Origin of the sequence: Pseudomonas sp. TNT3 (genome assembly GCF_010095445.2) — a bacterium.
Classification (GTDB): Bacteria; Pseudomonadota; Gammaproteobacteria; order Pseudomonadales; family Pseudomonadaceae; genus Aquipseudomonas.
The window spans coordinates 55,977-77,457 of the sequence record NZ_WFGV02000020.1; the positions used below are offsets into that span (position 1 = coordinate 55,977).

20 protein-coding genes, 4 tRNA genes and 1 pseudogene are annotated in these 21,481 nt (G+C 59.1%); 19 read left to right on the forward strand and 6 right to left on the reverse strand.

What is annotated here, in order from left to right; translation table 11 throughout:
- The first annotated feature begins 163 nt into the window (after window positions 1-163).
- The 10 genes and pseudogenes from GBC55_RS14150 (at window position 164) to GBC55_RS14195 (ending at window position 8,295) form a co-directional block, all read left to right on the forward strand.
- Complete coding sequence (locus GBC55_RS14150) at window positions 164-1,189, forward strand: NAD(P)H-dependent glycerol-3-phosphate dehydrogenase (RefSeq protein WP_162437969.1); 1,026 nt, start codon at window positions 164-166, stop codon at window positions 1,187-1,189.
- 43 nt (window positions 1,190-1,232) lie between these two features.
- Window positions 1,233-1,580, forward strand: coding sequence for a DUF4389 domain-containing protein (locus GBC55_RS14155; RefSeq protein ID WP_162437970.1), 348 nt, complete (start codon window positions 1,233-1,235; stop codon window positions 1,578-1,580).
- On the forward strand, window positions 1,577-2,029 hold the full coding sequence (gene sixA / locus GBC55_RS14160) for a phosphohistidine phosphatase SixA (RefSeq protein ID WP_162437971.1): 453 nt from the start codon (window positions 1,577-1,579) through the stop codon (window positions 2,027-2,029). Before GBC55_RS14155 ends, sixA begins: the two co-directional genes overlap by 4 nt.
- A gap of 157 nt (window positions 2,030-2,186) precedes the next feature.
- On the forward strand, window positions 2,187-3,854 hold the full coding sequence (locus GBC55_RS14165; protein ID WP_162437972.1) for an AMP-binding protein: 1,668 nt from the start codon (window positions 2,187-2,189) through the stop codon (window positions 3,852-3,854).
- 32 nt (window positions 3,855-3,886) lie between these two features.
- Window positions 3,887-4,330 (forward strand): hotdog fold thioesterase, encoded by a 444-nt coding sequence (locus GBC55_RS14170; protein ID WP_162437973.1) that lies wholly within the window; start codon window positions 3,887-3,889, stop codon window positions 4,328-4,330.
- A gap of 149 nt (window positions 4,331-4,479) precedes the next feature.
- Entirely contained in the window at window positions 4,480-5,286 is an 807-nt protein-coding gene (locus GBC55_RS14175) for an alpha/beta hydrolase (RefSeq protein ID WP_162437974.1), read from the forward strand.
- Window positions 5,283-6,137, forward strand: coding sequence for an alpha/beta hydrolase (locus GBC55_RS14180; protein WP_162437975.1), 855 nt, complete (start codon window positions 5,283-5,285; stop codon window positions 6,135-6,137). The genes GBC55_RS14175 and GBC55_RS14180 overlap by 4 nt, the downstream gene beginning before the upstream one ends.
- A 50-nt stretch (window positions 6,138-6,187) precedes the next feature.
- Window positions 6,188-6,307: pseudogene (locus GBC55_RS14185) on the forward strand (glutathione S-transferase); the annotation flags it as partial.
- A gap of 62 nt (window positions 6,308-6,369) precedes the next feature.
- Window positions 6,370-7,176, forward strand: a complete 807-nt coding sequence (locus tag GBC55_RS14190; RefSeq protein WP_162437976.1) for a DUF4892 domain-containing protein — start codon at window positions 6,370-6,372, stop codon at window positions 7,174-7,176.
- 66 nt (window positions 7,177-7,242) lie between these two features.
- Window positions 7,243-8,295 carry an AI-2E family transporter gene (locus GBC55_RS14195; protein WP_162437977.1) on the forward strand — a complete coding sequence of 351 codons (1,053 nt, stop codon included), beginning with the start codon at window positions 7,243-7,245 and terminating at the stop codon, window positions 8,293-8,295.
- Between the two features lie 22 nt (window positions 8,296-8,317).
- Here GBC55_RS14195 and GBC55_RS14200 read toward each other — a convergent pair whose 3' ends face one another.
- Window positions 8,318-9,331 (reverse strand): HAMP domain-containing sensor histidine kinase, encoded by a 1,014-nt coding sequence (locus tag GBC55_RS14200; protein ID WP_162437978.1) that lies wholly within the window; start codon window positions 9,329-9,331, stop codon window positions 8,318-8,320.
- Window positions 9,331-10,089 carry a response regulator transcription factor gene (locus GBC55_RS14205; protein WP_162437979.1) on the reverse strand — a complete coding sequence of 253 codons (759 nt, stop codon included), beginning with the start codon at window positions 10,087-10,089 and terminating at the stop codon, window positions 9,331-9,333. The genes GBC55_RS14200 and GBC55_RS14205 overlap by 1 nt, the downstream gene beginning before the upstream one ends.
- A 283-nt stretch (window positions 10,090-10,372) precedes the next feature.
- On the opposite strand from GBC55_RS14205, the gene pyrF reads away from it, so the two are divergent.
- Window positions 10,373-11,071 carry an orotidine-5'-phosphate decarboxylase gene (gene pyrF, locus GBC55_RS14210; protein ID WP_162437980.1) on the forward strand — a complete coding sequence of 233 codons (699 nt, stop codon included), beginning with the start codon at window positions 10,373-10,375 and terminating at the stop codon, window positions 11,069-11,071.
- An 88-nt stretch (window positions 11,072-11,159) separates the two neighbouring features.
- Here the strand turns inward: pyrF and GBC55_RS14215 are convergent, their stop codons facing one another.
- The gene (locus GBC55_RS14215) at window positions 11,160-12,164 is read right to left on the reverse strand and encodes an NADP-dependent oxidoreductase (RefSeq protein ID WP_162437981.1); all 1,005 of its coding nucleotides are present in this window, start codon (window positions 12,162-12,164) and stop codon (window positions 11,160-11,162) included.
- A 236-nt stretch (window positions 12,165-12,400) separates the two neighbouring features.
- Here GBC55_RS14215 and GBC55_RS14220 point away from each other — a divergent pair, with 236 nt between their 5' ends.
- Together GBC55_RS14220 and GBC55_RS14225 are read left to right on the forward strand one after the other, a co-directional pair.
- Window positions 12,401-13,162, forward strand: coding sequence for an SDR family oxidoreductase (locus GBC55_RS14220; RefSeq protein WP_162437982.1), 762 nt, complete (start codon window positions 12,401-12,403; stop codon window positions 13,160-13,162).
- 397 nt (window positions 13,163-13,559) lie between these two features.
- Window positions 13,560-15,524, forward strand: coding sequence for a methyl-accepting chemotaxis protein (locus GBC55_RS14225; protein ID WP_162437983.1), 1,965 nt, complete (start codon window positions 13,560-13,562; stop codon window positions 15,522-15,524).
- Between the two features lie 73 nt (window positions 15,525-15,597).
- Here the strand turns inward: GBC55_RS14225 and GBC55_RS14230 are convergent, their stop codons facing one another.
- Complete coding sequence (locus tag GBC55_RS14230; protein WP_162437984.1) at window positions 15,598-16,368, reverse strand: hypothetical protein; 771 nt, start codon at window positions 16,366-16,368, stop codon at window positions 15,598-15,600.
- Between the two features lie 381 nt (window positions 16,369-16,749).
- Between GBC55_RS14230 and GBC55_RS14235 the strand changes: the two genes are divergently transcribed.
- From GBC55_RS14235 to GBC55_RS14255, 5 genes are all read left to right on the forward strand, one after another.
- Window positions 16,750-16,825, forward strand: a tRNA-Glu gene (locus GBC55_RS14235).
- 3 nt (window positions 16,826-16,828) lie between these two features.
- A tRNA-Gly gene (locus GBC55_RS14240) sits at window positions 16,829-16,904 on the forward strand.
- Window positions 16,905-17,008: 104 nt separating this feature from the next.
- Window positions 17,009-17,084 (forward strand) — tRNA-Glu (locus tag GBC55_RS14245).
- A gap of 3 nt (window positions 17,085-17,087) precedes the next feature.
- Window positions 17,088-17,163, forward strand: a tRNA-Gly gene (locus GBC55_RS14250).
- 201 nt (window positions 17,164-17,364) lie between these two features.
- Entirely contained in the window at window positions 17,365-18,720 is a 1,356-nt protein-coding gene (locus GBC55_RS14255) for an MATE family efflux transporter (RefSeq protein ID WP_218576857.1), read from the forward strand.
- A gap of 107 nt (window positions 18,721-18,827) precedes the next feature.
- On the opposite strand, the gene GBC55_RS14260 is transcribed toward GBC55_RS14255, so the two are convergent.
- Together GBC55_RS14260 and GBC55_RS14265 are read right to left on the reverse strand one after the other, a co-directional pair.
- Complete coding sequence (locus tag GBC55_RS14260) at window positions 18,828-19,466, reverse strand: LysE family transporter (RefSeq protein WP_162437986.1); 639 nt, start codon at window positions 19,464-19,466, stop codon at window positions 18,828-18,830.
- A gap of 167 nt (window positions 19,467-19,633) precedes the next feature.
- Window positions 19,634-20,260 carry an alanyl-tRNA editing protein gene (locus GBC55_RS14265; RefSeq protein WP_162437987.1) on the reverse strand — a complete coding sequence of 209 codons (627 nt, stop codon included), beginning with the start codon at window positions 20,258-20,260 and terminating at the stop codon, window positions 19,634-19,636.
- An 88-nt stretch (window positions 20,261-20,348) separates the two neighbouring features.
- On the opposite strand from GBC55_RS14265, the gene GBC55_RS14270 reads away from it, so the two are divergent.
- The gene (locus tag GBC55_RS14270; protein WP_162437988.1) at window positions 20,349-21,335 is read left to right on the forward strand and encodes a LysR family transcriptional regulator; all 987 of its coding nucleotides are present in this window, start codon (window positions 20,349-20,351) and stop codon (window positions 21,333-21,335) included.
- The last annotated feature ends 146 nt before the right edge of the window (window positions 21,336-21,481 follow it).

Sequence of the window (21,481 nt, forward strand, 5' to 3'; positions counted from 1 at the left end):
ATGGTAACCGAGCCGATTGAATTATCCAGTCACAATGCCGGCATTTTCCCTGGTTTCATGGGTCTTCTTCCAACTGATGCGGGTAATTGTCGCGAGGGCTGGCCGCGACCCGGACGCTCCGTATAATGCCGGCATCGCCACTGTATGGATAAACGGATTACATATGACTGAACAGCGCCCAATCGCGGTACTGGGAGGCGGAAGTTTTGGTACCGCCGTGGCCAATCTTCTGGCCGAGAACGGGCACCAGGTCCGACAGTGGATGCGAGATCCCGACCAGGCCGAGGCCATTCGGGTCAATCGCGAGAACCCGCGTTACCTCAAAGGCATCAAGATCCTGCCGGCCGTGGAGCCTGTCACTGACTTGCAAGCCACGCTGGAAGCCTGCGACCTGTGCTTCGTCGCACTGCCGTCCAGCGCGTTGCGGTCGGTACTGGTCCCGCACGCCGAGCGCTTGAGCGGCAAGTTGTTGGTGAGCCTGACCAAAGGGATCGAAGCCCACACGTTCAAACTGATGAGCGAGATCCTCGAAGAGATCGCCCCGCAAGCCCGCATTGGCGTGCTTTCCGGGCCGAACCTGGCCCGCGAAATCGCCGAACATGCCCTGACCGCCACCGTCGTCGCCAGCGAAGATGAAGAGTTGTGCCAGCGCGTTCAGGCGGCCTTGCACGGCCGGACTTTCCGCGTGTACGCCAGCGCCGACCGCTTCGGCGTGGAACTGGGCGGAGCGTTGAAGAACGTCTACGCGATTATTGCCGGCATGGCCGTTGCGTTGGGCATGGGCGAAAACACCAAGAGCATGCTGATCACGCGGGCGCTGGCGGAAATGACCCGCTTTGCGGTGAATCAGGGCGCCAATCCGATGACCTTTCTTGGCCTGGCGGGCGTGGGCGATTTGATCGTTACTTGCTCATCGCCGAAAAGCCGCAACTATCAGGTCGGTTTCGCCTTGGGTCAGGGTTTGAGCCTGGAGGACGCGGTGACGCGTCTTGGGGAAGTCGCCGAAGGTGTGAACACGCTCAAAGTCCTCAAGGCCAAAGCCCAGGAAGTGGGGGTATATATGCCGCTGGTCGCGGGGCTGCATGCGATCCTGTTTGAGGGGCGCACGCTGGAGCAGGTCATTGGGCTATTGATGCGCGGCGAACCGAAAACCGACGTCGACTTTATTTCCACCAGTGGTTTTAACTGAATTTTTCCGCAGCGACCCCATCTACAGAGTCAGGGAGCGAGACATGAACGATCCGAAAGTAGAAGCAAAATACGAGTCCATCCTGCTGCGCGTCTTGTGGATGCTCATTTACGTGCTGGTCTGGCAAGTGGCCCAGTTCATTTTGGGCGCCGTGGTGCTGGTCCAGCTGATCTATCGTTTGATCTATGGTGCCCCGAGCGCCAGCCTGATGAACTTCGGCGACAGCCTGAGCCAGTTTCTGGCGCAGATTGGTCGTTTCGGCAGCTTCCACAGCGACCAGAAACCCTGGCCGTTCGCCGACTGGCCAACGCCGCGTACTCCGGAAGGTGAAGCGCCGCACGCCGTGCCGCCAGCACCGCACCCGGTCCGAGATGAGGAACCCAAACTATGAAACTCTGGGTATTGCGTCATGGTGAAGCCGAGCCACATGGCACGCGGCCAGATTCCGAGCGAGCACTGACCGCTCATGGTCGTGAAGAAGTGCTGCGCAGCGCTGCCAAGTTGATTGGCCAGCCAATCTCAGCGATCTATGCCAGCCCTTACCTGCGAGCGCAGGAGACGGCAATGCTGGTTCGCGAAGCGTTGGGGTTCGAGCCTGAGATCCGTACTGTCGAATGGCTGACCCCCGACAACCGCCCTCAAGCGGTGGCCGAACAGTTGGTCTCCGTGGACTACGCATTGCTGGTCAGCCATAACCCGCTGGTGGGCAATCTGCTGGGTTATTTGCAGCACGGTCATGTTCAGGAACCCGAAGCGGTGAAAACCGCGGGCCTTGCAGAGCTTGAGGGTGACCTGCCAGTGGCGGGCGCAATGAAGCTCAATGGCATCAAGCACCCTTGAACGTTGAAAGATCCACCCTGCGGCAGCGCCTGGTATTTTCCCTGTAGGCGTTACCTCAGGCTGCAATCCGTTGATCCAGTTTTTGTCCTCAAATAGTTAACCAAGCAACCGCTTGGTTGACTACGCTTGCTCCAGAACAAAAACAGGAGCGAGTCGCATGTCTGCCGCTATTCGATTGCCACTGGACGTCTTCTACGAGCGTGAAGCCCGTCATCCCCGCCAGCGTTTTCTGGTTCAGCCTGTGGGTGGAGGCCAGGTCGAAACACTGACCTGGGCCGACGTCGGCCATCAGGCCCGCTGTGCCGCCCATTGGCTGCGGGCGCGGGAATTGCCCCAAGGCAGCCATATCGCGCTGATCTCGAAGAACTGCGCGCACTGGATCATTGCCGACCTGGCGATCTGGATGGCCGGGCATGTATCCGTTCCGCTGTACCCCAACCTGACCGCTGAATCCGTGGCACAGGTACTGGAACACTCCGAAGCCGTGCTGGCGTTCATTGGCAAGCTCGATGACTGGCCAGGCATGTCCCGAGGTATCCAATCGGATCTGCCGACGATCAGTCTGCCGCTGCATCCTCCTGGAACCTTCGATTTCAGCTGGGCTGACTTGCAGGCAAGCTCACCGATCCAGGACGACCCCAAGCCTGCCGCCGATCAACTGGCAACCATCATCTACACCTCCGGCACCACGGGCATGCCTAAAGGCGTCATGCACAGCTTCGGCAATCTGGGGTTCGCCGCCACTCGTGGCACGCAGCTGTTTGGACTCAACGAGGCAGATCGACTGCTGTCCTATCTGCCGCTGTGCCACGTTGCCGAGCGGATGTTCGTCGAAATGGCGTCTATCTACACCGGACAAACAGTGTTTTTTGCTGAAAGCCTCGACACCTTCCTGACGGATCTGCAGCGCGCGCGACCGACTGCATTGTTCGGCGTGCCGCGAATCTGGACCAAATTCCAGATGGGCGTGTACAGCAAGATTCCGGCAAAGCGCCTCGATTTTTTGCTCGGCTTGCCAATCATCGGCAAGCGGGTAGGGCATAAAGTCCTCGCGGGGCTGGGGCTGGATGCATTGCGTATCGCGTTGTCCGGCGCCGCGCCCGTGCCCCAGAGTTTGCTGCTGTGGTACCGCAAACTCGGGCTGGATGTGCTGGAGGTCTACGGTATGACTGAAAGCTGTGGCTACTCGCACATCTGCCTTCCCGGTCAGAACAAACCCGGCTGGATCGGCAAGCCGTGCCCGGAGGTCGAGGTGCGGATAGAACCCTCGGGTGAGGTACTGGTTCGCAGCGGCGCCACCATGCTGGGCTATTTCAAGGAACCGGAAAAAACCGCTGACACCCTCACCGAGGATGGCTTCCTGCGCACCGGTGATAAAGGTGAGGAGGATGCTGAAGGCAATCTGCGCCTGACCGGGCGACTCAAGGAAATCTTCAAGACCAGCAAAGGTAAATACGTGGCCCCGGCCCCGATCGAAAATCGCCTGGCGGTGCATTCGCGGATCGAACAGGTGTGCGTGGTGGGCGACGGGCTGACCGCGCCGCTGGGGTTATGCGTGCTGTCCGCGGTTGGCCAGCAGGACGCGGGCAGTACCGCGCGTGCCGGCCTGCATTCGAGTCTGGAAAGGCTGCTGGAGGAGGTCAACGGCGCCCTCGATAAGCATGAACGCCTGCGCAGGCTGGTGGTGGTCAAGGACAGCTGGGCGGTGGAAAACGGCTTTCTGACGCCGACCCTCAAGATCAAGCGCAACGTGATCGAAGCGGCGTACGGTGCGCGGTTTGAAGAATGGAGCGAGCGCAGCGAGACCGTGCTGTGGCAGGATTGATTCACGAACAAAACCAACAAAGGATGTCAGCAATGAGCTTGTGGCGTACCACTCCCAATATCGAACAGTTGAACGCGATCCAGAAAAACACCATTGGCGAAGTCCTGGATATTCGCTTTGAAGCGTTCGACGATGAGTCCCTGACCGCCAGCATGGTCATCGACCACCGTACTCACCAACCCTACGGATTGCTGCATGGCGGCGCTTCTGTGGTACTGGCTGAAAGCGTGGGATCGATGGCCAGTTACCTGTGCATCGACGCCAGCAAGTTTTACTGCGTGGGCCTGGAGATCAACGCGAACCATTTGCGCGGATTGCGCAGCGGCCGAGTGACCGCCGTGGCCAAGGCGATTCACATCGGCCGTACCACGCATGTGTGGGATATCCGCCTGAGCAGTGATGAGGGCAAGGCGAGTTGCGTGTCGCGGCTGACCATGGCGGTGGTGCCGCTGGGCGAAAATCCGCCGGCGCGCTAAGTTATTAACCGTCCCCCTGCAGCAGCGGGCGAACCTGTGGCTACACAGGGGCTGGCCGGACTGTCACTGATGCTGGCAGATACGGTCATTGCTGTAGAACGCAGTCTTACGGACAATCAACGCCTGATCTCGCTCATGGATTTGCCGGTATGTCGCAACAGATATTTTTCGCCCACGCCAACGGGTTTCCTTCCGGGACCTACGGCAAATTGTTCGCGGCCCTGGCGCCCGAGTATCAGGTGACGCATCTGGAGCAGCACGCCCACGATCCGCGTTTTCCCGCTGACGATAACTGGTACAACCTGGTGGATGAGTTGATCCACCATCTGGAGTTGCAGGCGGAACCCGTGTGGGGCGTCGGTCATTCCTTCGGTGGTGTCCTTCATCTGCACGCTGCATTGCGTCGTCCCGAGCTGTATCGCGGGGTCGTCATGCTTGATTCGCCGGTGCTGACCCGCGCCGATCAATGGGTAATTCGCGCTGCCAAGCGTTTCGGCTTTATCGATCGCCTGACACCCGCCGGCCGCACTTTGGGACGCCGGGAAGAGTTCACCGATCTGGACAGCGCGCGTCGCTATTTTGCCGGCAAGACTCTTTTTCGCAGCTTCGATCCGGAATGCCTGGACGCGTACCTTCAGCATGGTTTGCACAGGGTCGGTGACACGCTGCGCCTGCGTTTCGACCCTGCGACGGAAATCAGCATCTACCGGGGTGTTCCGCACACCAGTCCCGGGCTGGCCCGGCAACTTAAAGTGCCGCTGGCGGTGGTTCGCGGGCACCGCAGTCGTGTGGTCATGCGCCATCACGCCAGCGCTGTCGGACGCATGCCATTGGGCGAGTCCCTGACGATGCCCGGAGGCCACATGTTTCCCCTCGAACGCCCTCAGGACACTGCCACACTGCTGAAAAACCTGTTCAGCCGCTGGGAAGGTCGACGTCAGCAGGATTGCGCATGAGTCATGTCGTCGAAGAAGTACGCCTGAGCCTGCCGCACATCGAGTTGGCGGCCCATCTGTTCGGTCCTGAAGACGGATTGCCGGTCATTGCCTTGCACGGCTGGCTGGACAACGCCAACAGCTTTGCGCGGTTGGCGCCCAAGCTCAAAGGCTTGCGCATCATCGCGCTGGACATGGCCGGCCACGGCCACTCCGGTCATCGGCCACCCGGTGCGGGTTATGCCATGTGGGATTATGCCCACGATGTGCTGCAAGTCGCCGAGCAGTTGGGATTGAAGCGTTTCGCGTTGATGGGTCATTCCATGGGCGCCATCGCTTCGGTGATCATTGCAGGGTCGTTGCCTGAGCGCGTCACCCACCTGGCGTTGATCGACGGCCTCATTCCTCCTACAGACAAAAGCGAAAACGCCGCCGAGCGCATGGGTATGGCCCTGCAGGCGCAGCTGGACCTGCGGGAAAAACGCAAGCCGGTCTACAACACCCTGGACCGCGCCATAGAAGCCCGCATGAAAGGGCTGGTGGCGGTGAGTCGGGAAGCCGCAGAGTTGCTCGCTCAACGAGGGCTGATGCCGGTACCGGGGGGTTACACCTGGCGCACCGATAGCCGACTGACGCTGCCTTCGCCGTTGCGCCTGAGCCCGGAACAGGCGATGGCCTTCGTTCAGCGGGTCAGGTGTCCGGCAACGCTGGTGGTGGCTGCTGACGGCATGCTCGCCAAACACACCGAGCTCCTGGAGCGTCTACCCTTTAGCCGGGAACAGCTGCCGGGTGGTCATCATTTGCACCTGAACGATGAGGCCGGTGCCGATCTTGTCGCAGACTGTTTCAATCGGTTCTTCGCCGTTCCTTGACTTGCGCCGGGCAACTGTCGAGGCTGGGCGGGTTGAAATGGGAGACAACCATGATAGATCTCTACACCGCTGCGACCCCGAAAGGCCACAAGGTCTCTATCGTGCTCGAGAAACCCGGCATGCCCTGCTTGGCGCACGCCTTGAATATCGACAAAAAGGAAAAGAAGTCTGCGCGTTACCCTGCCAGCTTCTTCAAAGGCGCCCAGGCCATGCTGATCCGATGAGCCTTTCTATGCGTTCTTTCAGTTTTCTAGCGCTGTGCTGTTTCAGTCCTCTGTTATTTGCTGTTGATGTTCCAGGCAGTCAAGACCTGCCTATCCTGCCCCGGATGGGCGATGCGCAGATTGTCGACTATCGCCCGACAGTGGAGCTTGAACGGATCTACCCGTTGGGTTCGATCCGCAAAATCAGCGGGCAATTGCGCTTCGATGGCCAGGTCACTGCCCGGGGGCAAACCACCTCGGTGACCTACGAGTTGCCACCGGAACATTCCTCTACTGATGCTTTTACCGCTGCACGGGAAACCTTGCAGAAACAGGGCGCCGAGCTGTTGTTCTGGTGCCAGGCACGAGATTGCGGTGAGAGCAGCCTGTGGGCCAATGAAGTCTTTGGCAATGCCAAGCTGTATGGCGCCGACGATCAGCAGGCGTACCTGCTGTTGCGCCTGGCGGCACCGCAGGACAATACGCTGGTAGCGCTCTACAGCATCACTCGCGGTAATCGTAAAGCCTATCTGCACGTCGAACAGTTCGACGCGGCGGCACCCTTGGGTGATGTATTGCCGACTTCGGCGACCTTGCTTCGTCAGCTTAAAAGCACCGGCGCGCTGGACTTCCCCAAACTGACGGAAGCGCCTGACGACACCTGGCTGCGTTTGCTGTCTCGCGGCTTGAACCTGGACACGAACCTGCGAGTCAGCATTTCCGGGAAAAATGCCGAAGCCTGGCGTCAGGCATTGGTGGGGCAGGGTGTGCGAGCGGCACGGATGGAAACCGGTAGCGTCGAAGGCTCTGGCCTGCACATCGAGCTATTGCGATAAGCTGCACCAGGCGAACGTGCAATGCGCGTTCGCCGACTCTTTCCTGACTGACTTTTCGAGACGTACATGATCAACAATGATCGGCTGTTGGTGCAGATCCTGCTCCTGGTGCTGTTTGGCGCGAGCTTATGGGTGATGGCGCCGTTTTGGTCGGCAATGTTCTGGGGCGCGGTGCTGGCTTTTGCCAGTTGGCCGTTGATGCGTTTGCTGACCCGCTGGCTCAATGGTCGCGAATCCCTGGCGGCGGCATTGCTGACCCTTGGCTGGATGTTGCTGGTGGCAGTACCGCTGGTGTGGCTGGGCTTCAACCTGGCTGATCATGTGCGTGATGCAACGGCGTTCATCAAGGATGTACAGGTCGATGGCCTGCCGGAAGCGCCGACCTGGCTGGGTTCGATTCCGTTGGTTGGCGAGCGTCTGGTCGGGATCTGGAACAGCATCGATGAGCAGGGCGCCGCCATGATGGTGGCGGTCAAGCCGTACCTGGGTCAGGTCGGCAACTGGTTGCTGGCGCGCAGTGCGCAGATCGGCGGCGGTATTCTCGAGCTGACCTTGAGTATTGTCTTCGTGTTCTTCTTTTATCGTGACGGTCCGCGATTGGCGGCGTTCGTTCATGGTCTGCTTGAGCGATTGATCGGCGATCGTGCCGGTTATTACATCGAACTGGTCGCGGGGACGGTTCAGCGCGTGGTGAACGGTGTGATTGGTACGGCGGCGGCTCAAGCCGTACTGGCGCTGACCGGGTTCCTGATCGCCGGGGTTCCCGGGGCCCTGGTGCTCGGGATTGTGACCTTCCTGTTGAGTCTGATTCCCATGGGGCCACCGCTTGTGTGGATACCCGCGACCGCGTGGCTGGCCTGGAAGGGTGAGTACGGCATGGCGGTCTTCCTCGGGATCTGGGGCACATTCGTCATCAGCGGTGTGGACAACGTGCTCAAGCCTTACCTGATCAGTCGAGGCGGGAACCTGCCGTTGGTGATTGTGCTGCTGGGTGTGTTCGGCGGGCTGATTGCGTTTGGCTTCATCGGCTTGTTCATCGGTCCGACATTGCTCGCTGTGGCTTACAGCCTGTTGACTGACTGGAGCAAGAGCCACGCCCGCGTAGACGATCGTCGCTGAGTCTTGTCTTCGGACCTGACGCTCAGGTCCGGGGCAAACGAATCACTGCGGTCAGACCGCCACCGACAGTTTCTTCCAGGTTCAATTGACCAGCCTGTCGCTCGGCCGCTTCCCGGGCGATGGTCATGCCCAGGCCGACGCCCCCCGAATTGCGGTTGCGCGAACCTTCCAGACGGAAAAACGGCTCGAACACCGCTTCTCGCTTGTCCGCCGCGATACCGGGGCCGTGGTCGACGACCCGGATCACCACGTGGTCTCGATGGTCTTCAAGGCTAATCAACGCTGCCCCTGCATAGCGCAGGGCGTTATCCAGCAGATTGTTGATGCATGAGCGCAATGCCATCGGCTGCACTTGCAGCGGAGCACAGTGGCCGCTGACTTCAACGTCGGCGCCCTGATCCTGAGCATTTTCGCTCAGGGACTCGACCAACGCCTGCACATCCATCCATTGAGGCGCCTCGCTGGTGCGTTGTTCGTGCAAGTAAGTCAGGGTGGCGTCGAGCATGCTGATCATGTCGTCCAGGTCCTGACGCATTTGCCCCTGCAGCTTCTCATCGACAATCTGTTCCAAACGCAGCTTGAGCCGGGACAGCGGCGTGCGCAGGTCATGGGACACCGCCCCAAGCATTCTCGAACGTTGATGAACCTGTTCGATGATCCGTTTTTGCATGAGATTGAAGGTATAAGCAGCCTGCCGTGCTTCCCGGGGGCCGGACTCGTCCAGTGGCTGGCTGTCGAGGTTTTCGCTCAAGCGCTCGGCGGCCTCGCTCAGACGCCGGATAGGTTGGCTCAGCAGCTTGGCGCCGTACCAGGCGGCAATGATCAGCGAGATGAACTGAAAGGTCAGGGGCACCAAAGGCCCACCAAACCACGGTCGTGGTGGTGGCTTGTTCATCCCCTCGGAAAACGCTGGTGGCGGAGGAGGTGGGGGGCCGTAATGGTGAAACCAGGCAAACGCTAACAGGTGAGCAAGGACAATGGCCAGCAACAACACGCCAAACAGACGGCCGAAGAGTGTGTCGAAGCGGGCTCGCATCAGCCGATGTCTCGTGCGTCGAAGAGGTAACCCTCACCACGAACGGTTTTGATCAATTGCGGGGCCTTGGGGTCATCCCCCAGTTTTTGGCGCAGACGGGATACCAGCAGATCAATGCTGCGATCGAACGCCTCGATCGAACGGCCGCGCGCAGCGTCCAGCAGTTGTTCGCGACTGAGTACACGGCGCGGACGTTCGATGAACACCCAGAGCAAGCGGAATTCAGCATTCGATAGCGGAACCACCAGGCCATCGGCGGCTACCAACTGGCGCAGGACACTGTTCAGGCGCCAGTTGTCGAAGCGAATGTTCGCACGCTGTTCGGTGCGATCATCGCGGACCCGGCGAAGAATGGTTTGAATCCGCGCTACCAGTTCTCGCGGTTCGAACGGCTTGGCCATGTAGTCATCGGCGCCGAGCTCGAGGCCGATGATGCGGTCGGTGGGCTCGCAGCGGGCGGTCAGCATCAGGATGGGAATGTCCGATTCGGCACGCAGCCAGCGGCACAGCGACAAACCGTCCTCACCGGGCAGCATCAGATCGAGCACCACCACATCGAAGTACTCAGCCTGCAGGGCCAGACGCATCGCGTCGCCATCGGTGACACCGCTGGCGTGAATGTTGAACCGGGCCAGGTAGTCGATCATCAGTTCGCGGATCGGGACGTCATCGTCGACGATCAGCGCGCGAATGTTCCAGCGTTTGCCATCGCCAGTCACTTTTTGCTCATCGTTCAGTGGTATTGGAGAAATGTGCATGCGTGCGTTCATCTGCCAGGGAGGCTGCCAATGGCGGCGAGATTGTGGCTTCAGCATAGGCGCCCGGCCCGGAGGCGGGAAGTGCTGGAAGGGTCGGTTGCGGTGGCTGAGGGTAACGATCAAGGATGTTGGGGGCATGTCGGCTGTGTATCGAACTCGACACAATGGGTGGACCGACTAGTCTTGCCAGAGTCTTCGGGACAATTTACCGATCATCGGGTCCCGCAGCGCCGTTGGTTCCGCTACAATGCGCGCCGATTTCGTCCTGCCTGAGAGCCCGCACATGTCCGTCTGCCAGACTCCTATCATCGTCGCCCTGGATTTCCCCACCCGTGACGCCGCACTGAAGCTGGCCGACCAGTTGGACCCGAAACTGTGCCGGGTCAAAGTTGGCAAGGAACTGTTCACCAGCTGCGCGGCAGAAATTGTCGGCACCCTGCGTGACAAGGGGTTCGAAGTGTTCCTGGACCTCAAGTTTCACGACATTCCGAACACCACGGCCATGGCGGTCAAGGCTGCTGCGGAAATGGGCGTCTGGATGGTCAACGTGCATTGCTCCGGCGGCCTGCGCATGATGGCTGCCTGCCGTGAAGTGCTCGATCAGCGCACCGGCTCCAAGCCGCTGTTGATCGGCGTGACCGTGCTCACCAGCATGGAGCGTGAGGATCTGGCGGGCATCGGCCTGGACATCGAGCCACAGGAACAGGTACTGCGCCTGGCCGCACTGGCAGAGAAAGCCGGGATGGACGGTCTGGTGTGCTCGGCACTGGAAGCCCAGGCACTGAAATCGGCGCACCCGTCACTGCAATTGGTCACCCCGGGGATTCGTCCGGCGGGCAGCGCCCAGGATGATCAACGCCGCATCCTGACACCGCGTCAGGCACTGGATGCCGGTTCCGATTACCTGGTGATCGGCCGCCCGATCAGCCAGGCCGCAGATCCGGCCAAGGCATTGGCAGCAGTGGTTGCCGAACTGGCTTAAAAAAATCGCAGGCTGCGACAACGCCTACAGGGTGTACCCGATCCCGTGTAGGAGCTGCTGCAGGCTGCGATCTTTTGATCTTGTTTAATTAGACCTTCAACACCAACTTCCCGAAATTCTCCCCGCTGAACAACTTCATCAGCGTCTCCGGGAACGTCTCCAGTCCTTCGACAATGTCTTCCTTGCTCTTGAGTTGCCCCTTGGCCATCCAGCCGGCCATTTCCTGCCCGGCAGCGGCGAACTGTGCGGCGTAGTCCATCACCACAAAGCCTTCCATCCGCGCGCGGTTGACCAGTAACGACAGATAGTTGGCTGGGCCTTTCACGGCCTCCTTGTTGTTGTACTGGCTGATGGCGCCGCAAATAACCACCCGTGCCTTCATGTTCAGGCGGCTCAAAACCGCGTCAAGGATGTCGCCACCGACGTTGTCGAAATACACGTCGACGCCTTTGGGGCACTCGCGCTTGAGGCCGGCTTGAACGTCTTCGCTTTTGTAGTCGATGGCTCCGTCAAAACCCAGTTCCTCGATCAGGAACTTGCACTTGTCGGCACCGCCCGCGATCCCGACCACCCGGCAACCCTTGATCTTGGCGATCTGCCCGGCAATGCTCCCCACTGCGCCGGCAGCACCGGACAGCACCACGGTGTCGCCTTCCTTCGGGGCGCCTACATCGAGCAAGGCAAAGTAGGCCGTCATGCCGGTCATTCCCAGTGCTGACAAATAGCGCGGCAGGGGGGCCAGTTTTGGATCAACCTTGTAGAAACCGCGAGGTTCGCCCAGGTAGTAGTCCTGCACACCCAGGGCGCCATTGACGTAGTCACCGACAGCAAAGCCTGGATTGTTCGACGCTATGACCTTTCCCACGCCCAATGCGCGCATCACTTCGCCGATACCGACTGGCGGGATGTAGGACTTGCCCTCGTTCATCCAGCCACGCATCGCCGGGTCCAGGGACAGGTATTCGTTCTTGACCAGGATCTGACCCGCAGCCGGTTCGCCGACCGGTACTTCCTGAAAGGTGAAGGTCTCGCGGGTCGCCGGGCCCACCGGACGTTTGGCGAGCAGGAACTGGCGATTGGTCTGGGTAGTCATGACAGGCACTCAAGATGAATGAAGCCTTGTTGATAGACCTTCGCGGCGACTCCCGCAAGTTTGGCTGATGCGGCGAATGCACTTCGATCCAGAGCAGTGATAATTGAGTGCATGGTTCCATCACTGCAACTCATGGTTGCCCAACCGGCCTTTTGATAGTGCTGCCGTGCTGTCAGCTCCTGTGGCTAGACTGGGCCCACGCGATCTCCCGCATCCATCTCTTCGAGGACATAACAATGAGCATGACGTTTTCTGGCAAGGTCGCCGTTGTGACCGGTGCTGCCAATGGTATCGGCCGCGCGACTGCCCAGGCGTTTGCCGCAGAAGGCTTGAAGGTGGTGGTGGCTGACCTGGACACGGCGGGCGGAGAAGGCACGGTGGCGCTCATTCGTACGGCAGGCGGTGATGCGACCTTTGTGCGCTGTAACGTCACCGTGGAAAGCGATGTAAAGAATCTGATGGACGAGGTGATCACCACCTACGGCCGTCTCGACTACGCCTTCAACAACGCCGGGATCGAGATCGAGAAAGGCAAATTGGCTGAAGGCACCGTAGACGAGTTCGACGCGATCATGGGCGTCAACGTCAAGGGCGTCTGGCTGTGCATGAAGTACCAATTGCCGTTGCTGCTGGCTCAGGGCGGTGGGGCTATCGTCAACACAGCTTCGGTAGCAGGTCTTGGAGCGGCGCCGAAGATGAGTATCTACGCGGCATCGAAACACGCGGTGATCGGCCTGACGAAGTCGGCAGCCATCGAATACGCCAAGAAAAAAATCCGTGTGAACGCGGTGTGTCCTGCTGTCATTGACACTGACATGTTCCGTCGCGCCTATGAAGCGGATCCGAAGAAGGCCGAGTTTGCTAACGCCATGCACCCGGTCGGCCGCATCGGTAAAGTCGAGGAAATCGCCAGTGCAGTGCTGTACTTGTGCAGCGATGGTGCAGCGTTTACCACGGGGCATTCGTTGGCCGTGGACGGTGGGGTTACGGCATTTTAAAAAAGACCTTTCACGTATGAAAAAACCGCGCCCGTGCGTAAAGCTGTTCACTTGGACGATCTTCAGGCGGGCAGGATTCTGTGGCGAGGGGATTTATCGGAATGCCGCACCACCCCGTCCGGCTGCGCAGCAGTCGTAAAACCCGCGACGCGGTGTATCTGATGCACCACGGTTGTAGATTTTGGGGCTGCTTCGCAGCCCAGCGGCGATAAATCCCCTCGCCACAATATTGTGCTCGCCTGAAATTTTTCTTAAGGCTACCAACCCGAATCGACCTCAAACGTTCTGAAAACGACGAGCCTGTAGCTTTTTGCCATTATTCCGACGCCAGAGACTTGTGCGGATCCTGGCCCGTTGCGAATCTGCGTCAATCGACTATGTCAGGGGACTCAGTGCAATGATTTCGGCCGCGCAAGGACGTTTTGCCAACCTCGGTATGGCGAAAAAACTGGGTATCGGGTTTGCCTTGGTGCTGGTATTGACCGCGTTGGTTGCGGCGATCGGTGTGTGGTCCCTGCAGACCATCAGCCAGCGCTTCGAAGGCCTCAAGCAGATGTCGACACTCAACAGCGGCTTGCTCAAGGTACGGCTGCTCGAGCAGGATTTTGCCTTGCACGCCAATCCGAAAACCGCCGATGCGCTGCGCGAAGGTGTGGACGCCTTGGTTGCGTTGGCGACGCAGCTCAAGTCCGAGTCTGCAAACAATATTCCGGTGATGAACGACGTGGAGCAGTCCCTGGGGGCTTATCGCAAAGCCTTTGACGAGTTCGTCTCGCTCAGCCAGGCCAAGGACCTGTCATTGGAAATGGCCAGTTGGTCGGTGTCTAGCGTGGCGAACAATCTCGATGTGCTGCAAGCGGGCCTGGCTGATGACGGTGCTTACACATTGAAAGAAACCGAGGGCAAGGACGGCGCGCAGTTTATCGAGCAAGCCAATCAGGTCAGTCAGGTATCCCGTTTGATGTTGCAGGCCATGAACGAGGCGCGAGTGCGCCTGGACCTTAGCCGCAAGGGCGATGACAGCGCCGGTCAGGGCAAGATCGAACAGGCCGACCAGGCGTTGGTCCAGGCCGAACAGCTTAAGGCCACGGTCAAGGATGAGGGCTATCAGACCGTACTCAATGAAGTGACCGGTCACATCGGCGGTTTCAGTGAAAAGCTCGCCGAGTACACGGGGCTGCTGGCTCAGGAAAAGACGGTGTATGGGCAGTTGCACCAACGTGCGGCTGAGGTCGTGGAGCGGGTGGATCAGGCTTATGTCGCTGAAGATCAGTCGATGCAGACGGAACTGAAAAAGAATTCGCTGCTGATCATCGGGTCGTCCGCTTTGGCATTACTGGTCGGGTTGATTGCGGCGTGGGTGATCACCCGTCTGATCGTGTCGCCGTTGCGCAGTGTGATCCTTGTCGCTCGGCAAATCGCGGCGGGTGATCTGAGTGCGACGGTCGAGGTGACGCGGCGTGACGAGATCGGTCAGTTGATGCAGGCCATGCAGCAAATGGGTGCGGGCCTGAGCAGCATCGTCAGTGGCTTGCAGGCTGGCATTGAACAGTTGGCCAGTTCGGCGCAGTCGCTGTCGGCGGGGACTGAACAGACCAACCTTGAAGTCAGCAGCCAAAAGGAAGAAACCGATCAGGTCGCAACGGCAATGAATCAGATGACCGCTACCGTGCACGATGTCGCGCGTAATGCGGAGGAGGCTGCCCAAGCGGCGCAGACAGCTGATGGCAAGGTTGAAAGCGGTCAACAGGTGGTGCGTCAGAGCATGGTGCGGATCGAGCAGTTGGCGGACTCCGCCACCGCAGCCAGCTCAAGTATTGAAAGCTTGAGCGCAGAGATCCAGAACATCGGTACGGTGCTCAGCGTGATCAAAAGCGTGGCTGAGCAAACCAATTTGCTGGCCCTGAATGCGGCCATCGAGGCGGCCCGGGCGGGAGAGCAGGGCAGGGGCTTTGCGGTCGTTGCCGATGAAGTCAGGGCGCTGGCCAAGCGCACCCAGCAATCCACCGAGGAAATCGAGCGTCTGGTCAGTGCCTTGCGTTCAGCGGCTCAGGCGTCGGTGCAACAGATTCAAAGCAGTGGCGAGCTGGTGAAGCTGGCGGTCAGTGATGCGCTGCAGACCGAGAGCGCGCTGGGCAGCATTGCGGCAGCGGTGTCGTTGATCCAGCAGATGAACCAGCAGATCGCGGCAGCGGCCGAGGAGCAGAGTTCAGTGGCCGAAGAGATCAATCGCAGTGTGACGAGCATCCGCGCCAGTGCTGATCAGTCTTCCCTGGCGATGCAGGGGAATGCGGCGTCGAGTATTGAGCTGGCGCAGTTGGGCGTTGAATTGAAGGGAATGGTGGGGCACTTCAGGCTGTGATATCCGCTGGGTGACAGGTTCGCGTCGAAACAAAAAAGCCACCTGATCCGGTGGCTTTTTGTTTTGCGTGGCATCAGTCGTAGATCACTTTCTTCTTCCAGTCCGCATCCGCCTCGACATCCTTGAGGCCTTCAGTCAACTGATTCACTTCGTCCTCAGCCGGTGCGGTTTTGTCCATCACCTGTGCGTTAGCGCGCGCCAGGAGCTTTTCCAGGTACTGAAGCTGCTCGGCATACACCTGCGGATCCTGCTGTTTACGCAAGTACTGCACGCCGCGTTCGAACGCCAGGCGGGCCTGCCCCGGCTGATTCTGTTGCAGGGAGTGCTGGCCAAGGTTGTTGAAGAACTCGATGTGCAACAGGACCAGGATGTGGCGAACTTCACGGATCCAGCGTTTGGCTTCATTGGTCGGCAAAAAACCGTCCTGGGAGGCGCGGGTGATCTGACCGTGAAGGGCTTCGAGCAGGAACCGTACATCTTTGGCTTTCGCTTCGGTCTGGATCGGTGCTGGCGGATTGTTGACCGGGATTGATTCGCCCTGGGCGACAAGGGTCGTCAGCTCGGCAATCCGCGTCTTGAGGCCGGCATTGGATTTTTCCAGGTTGAGCAGGCGCTGACAGACATTCAGTTCCAGTCGGGTCAACAGCAGCTTGAGCGCCGGTGTCATCAGCTGGCCGGGGAATGTCTCGGTGATTTCGCCGCAGCGACGCAGGCGATCGTTGAGCTCAACCTTGGTGCGGGCCTTTTCCAGCTTGTTGTTTTCCACCACATTGTTCATGTAGCCAATGGCGATCAACAGTGCGATCCCGCCAACGACGAGCAGGGTGATCATGAGTGGCGTCAACGGTAAGACCTCTTTATGGGATTCGCGATCGAGTGTAGTGGCTTGGCATTGGACCGCATAGCGCTGTACGACCGGATGAATCGGACAGTGTTCTGCTTATATCGGCCGTCTGCGTACATATATAAGCGTTGCGCGGATGGAGTCACCTTGCCATCACCTGGAACGTGACTCGACTATAACGCCTTGATGCGAGTCAGAATATAGGCGCCAGAGACCGGACGGCGGAAACCCTGGATTGGCGCCTCAAAGCTGGGCGAAGTCATTGATTTAAATAAATTTATATCAGGGGGTTGACGACCCCTCAATCCATCCATAGAATGCGCGCCACTTACAGCGTAAAGCACACAGCGAAACGCGGTAGGGAGTGAATGTTGTACGTGTGTCCCCTTCGTCTAGTGGCCTAGGACACCGCCCTTTCACGGCGGTAACAGGGGTTCGAGTCCCCTAGGGGACGCCATATGCGGGAATAGCTCAGTTGGTAGAGCACGACCTTGCCAAGGTCGGGGTCGCGAGTTCGAGTCTCGTTTCCCGCTCCAATTTTAAACAGCGTTGCTTTCGGGCAGGGCTGAGTGAAACCAGAACCAAGTCTCAGGATGCGGATCTGGGCACCGAAACACACACCATGTGTTCCGGGCAGCGTGTCCCCTTCGTCTAGTGGCCTAGGACACCGCCCTTTCACGGCGGTAACAGGGGTTCGAGTCCCCTAGGGGACGCCATTTGCGGGAATAGCTCAGTTGGTAGAGCACGACCTTGCCAAGGTCGGGGTCGCGAGTTCGAGTCTCGTTTCCCGCTCCATATTTAACAAAAACGCCGTTCAGAAATGAGCGGCGTTTTTGTTTGCGCGTTTTTTGTCTTCTTCCTTCCTGTTCGACAATTCCTACAGCGAAAAAGTGAAAATCGGAAGCGTCTGACATCACGATTCTGGAAGTTCTGGCATAACGATCAGCCCACCAGCCGTTGTGGCGAGTTTGCTAGGAGGTCGTTCCTGTGATGCCAATGAAGTTTCTGTCTTCAGTTTCGTTCCCGGAGGTCCGGGCAACGGCAATCTTGGCCCTGCCTCTCGTCGTGGGCCATGTTTGCGCCGGCCTGATAGCGCTTGTGGACAACCTGATTGCTGGCCATCACGGTACGGACACGCTGGCGGCAGTCACGCTGGGAACGGCGTTGTTATGGCTGCCGATGCTTGTGCCGATCGGCACCTTGATAGCGCTGACGGCCACCGTGGCACGTCTACGTGGTGCAAATCGTCAGGAGGAAATAGGGCTGATATTTCGGCAAGCGTTGTGGTTGGCACTTTTCATGGGCCTCCTGATGTTCGGCTTCCTCAGTCTGGCCCCCACGTTGCTCTCGCCTGCCGGCATCGCAGAGGAAATGATTCCGGGAGCGCAGGCGTTTTTGTATGCGGTGCGCTGGGGGAGTCCGGCGTTGACCCTGTTTTTTTGCATGCGCTATCTGTGCGAGGGGATGCACTGGATGCGGCCGACCATGCTGTTCGGTTTTGGTGGGCTGCTGGTGCTGGCGCCCTTGGGCTACATCCTGGCCAACGGCAAGTTGGGTTTCCCCAATCTCGGCGCCCAAGGCCTGGGAATCGCTTCGGCCACCATGATGTGGTTGCAAGCGCTCGTTTTCGCACTCTACCTGTGGCGCAGCAAACGTCTTGCGCACTTGCAGCTGTTTGCCCGCTTCGATCTTCCCTGCCGCGTACAAATCCTCAATCTGCTCAGAACGGGGATGCCCATAGGCATCGCCATATTGATGCAGGGCAGCCTCTTTATCGTAACTTCATTACTGATCGGGCGGCTGGGTTCAATCTATCTGTCGGCGCATCAGATTGCGGTCAACCTGGCCCAATTGTGTTTCATGATTCCGGTGGCTGTGGCGGAAGCGACGACGGTCAGGGTCGGCCATGCGCTGGGACGTGGAGATGCCAAGGGCGTCAGGCAGGCGGCCTGGGCGGGTTGCGTCATCGTCTTGCTGGCACAATCCGTCTCGGTCCTGGTCCTGTTGTTCGGGCATGAAGCCATCGCAAATCTCTACAGTCGGGACGTCGCTGTGACTGCGCTGGCATCGACGCTTTTGCTGTACACCGCTGCATTGCAGTTTCCAGATGGGTTACAGATGCTTTCAGCAGGGGCGTTGCGCGGATTACAGGACACGAAAGTGCCGATGTGGTTGGCGATTTTCTGTTACTGGGGCGTCGGCGTGCCGCTGGGGGCGGGGCTGGCGTTTGGATTGGGGTGGGGGCCTGAAGGTGTCTGGTCAGGATTGATTGTAGCCCTCACGTTGGCAACGGTATTGATGGGCTGGCGCTTTATTCATAGCAGTCGGCGGTCGCCAGTGGTGGTGAACTGAAACGAATAGGCCCGAGATCAACATTGTCGGGCCTTGTCCGAGGCATCGAGCCCCCAATTTCGGATGTTCAAAAACCTCGCATTTCTTCACGCGCTGCTGAAAAATTTTTACATCGACAGAATCAATCGCCCCGCAAACAAAATCAAAATCACCCCCATCGTGCGCTCGAACCAATGCCCCATTCGCATGAACAGCAAGCGCACCCGGTTGCTCGAAAAGAACAGCGCGACGATGACAAACCAGAGAGCGTTGACGAAGCACATCCAGACGCCGTAAAGCGCCTGAACGCTCAACGGTGTGGTGGCACTGATGAGCGTGGTAAATATCGCCAGGAAAAACAGCGTGGCCTTGGGGTTGGTGGCGTTGGTCAGGAAGCCTGTGGTGAAGGCTTTCAGCAGCGATTGTTCGATCGCGGGTTCGTCTGCAGTCTTTTCACCCTCCAGCAGGGTTTTGGGTTTGCTGCGAACGAGGCTGATACCGAGGTACAAGATGTAAGCCCCGCCCACGACCTTGGCGACTGTCAGCAACCAGGGGATTGTGTGCATCAATGCACCGACGCCGAGCAAGGTATAGAGCACATGGACCGAAATGCCCGCACCTATACCGAGCGCCGTGCAGATCCCGACGAGTCGGCCAAAGCGCACGCTCTGGCGGATGGTGACCGCAAAATCCGGTCCGGGAGCGACCACCGCCAGAAAGTGAATAGTTGCCAGCGCAAGAAACTCGCCCAGGTAATTCGACAGCATTTTCAACTCCAGAAGATAAGGGGCGAGGCGATACCGCGGTAGGCGTTGGCCAGTTTTTTATGCACGTCTCATCCAGACACTCGACGTCTGGCATCATGTCTTGGGTCCATCTGTCGGGGAGTCCAGGGAGCCCGGGATGAACGGGCTCCAGGCGATCATGCTGAGCTTCAGTCCACGCTGTAGTGCACTGAAAGCGTCCCTTTTTTCTGCGTGACGGAGGCGATCGTGACGCGGCCCAGATCCTTCAGGCTGCGTACGTGGGTGCCGCCGCACCCGTAGGCGGGGAGTTCGCCGAAACCGATCTCGCGGGCGCCTTCGCGCAACGATGTCAGGCGCGGCAAGTCATGGGCAATCCATTGTTCGATGCCATGCTGGACGGTTTGAACGTCGATTTCCTGTGCCGATTCGGCAGGTCGGAATTGCACGCGTCCTTCACCTGGCCAGTGATGCGCCTTGATCGGCATCCAGCCCATGGACTGGACAAGGTGACCGATCAAATGGCCGGCGGAATGCATGCGGGTATTGAATTGCCTGCGCTGCTCATCCACCCGAATCTGTGTCATGCCGGGGTTCACGGGGCGATCAACGAAATGGATGATCCGGTCCGGGTCCTGTACGACGCGCAAAACCTGGCTCTCGCCGATCCAGCCAGTATCAAAGGGTTGTCCGCCTCCTTGTGGGTGAAACAGCGTGGCCCTGAGCACCACGGCGAATTCGTTTTCTTGGGGGGTGCAGTCCAGGACCTCTACATTGGCTTTGAGGTCATCACTATGGAAAAAGAGGCGAAGCGTCATATTCCATGTCCGTCAGTATTCTGTTTTTCATTATATGAAGCGGGTAATTGCGTGATAATCCGTTCAAACATCAAAGGACTGTTGCGCTGTGAGCATAAATCTACCCCTGCCGCTTCTCGGTGAAATGGCGATTTTCGTCAAGGTCGTCGAGACCGGAAGCTTCTCGGAAGCGGCTCGCCAATTGGGATCGTCGCCCTCGGCCGTCAGTCGCAGCATTTCGCGGTTGGAGAAGGCGCTGGCTACCCGCCTGTTGCAACGCACGACGCGCAAGTTGCGTTTGAGTGACGGAGGCGAGGAGGTGTTCAAGCGTTGCCAGGAGATGGTCAGTGCCGCCAAGTCGGTCATGGAAATCAGCGGCCAGTTCACCGATGAAGCTGAAGGATTAGTGCGTGTCAGCGTGCCCAAGGCGGTGGGCCGCTTCGTGATTCATCCGCACATGCCGGAGTTTTTGCGCCGTTATCCCAAGGTGGACGTGGAGCTGTTTCTCGAGGACCGCCAGGTGGATCTGATCGACGACAACGTCGACCTGGCCATCCGGATTACCGATCGCCCCCCCGCAGGGCTGGTCGGCCGTCAATTACTGACCATTGATCACATGCTGTGCGCGACGCCGCAGTACCTGGCCGAACACGGTACGCCGACTCATCCTCATGACTTGCTTAACCACAGCTGCATCTATCTGGGAGAAACCCCGAGCGATGCGCGCTGGAAATTCAAGAAGGGCACCAAGTCGGTGACGGTGGGTGTGCGTGGGCGTTACGCCGCCAACCATACTGGCGTGCGTTTGGGCGCGGTGTTGCAGCATATCGGGATTGGCAGCCTGCCTTACTTTACTGCGCGTTATGCGCTGGAACAGGGGCTGATCGTGCAGGTCCTGCCCGACTGGACCTTCCTGGCGTCTTACCACGGTGGCGCGTGGCTGCTGCATTCGCCCACGCGCTACATGCCGCCGAAGTTGCGGGTGTTTATCGACTATCTGGTGGAGTGCCTGGAGAAAGAGCCGACCCTGGGCAAGCCGGGAAAGGCCACTGGACTTGCGGCGTATGAGTTGCCCGAGAGTGACGGGTTGCTTTGAGGGGCCCCATCGCGAGCAGGCTCACTCCCACAGGGATCCGCATCCGACGCAAATCTTGTGTTTATCGCCGATTAAATGTGGGAGTGAGCCTGCTGCGATGGCGTCCGACCAGGCACTGCGCCATTTAGCCCAAAAAAAGGCCCGCA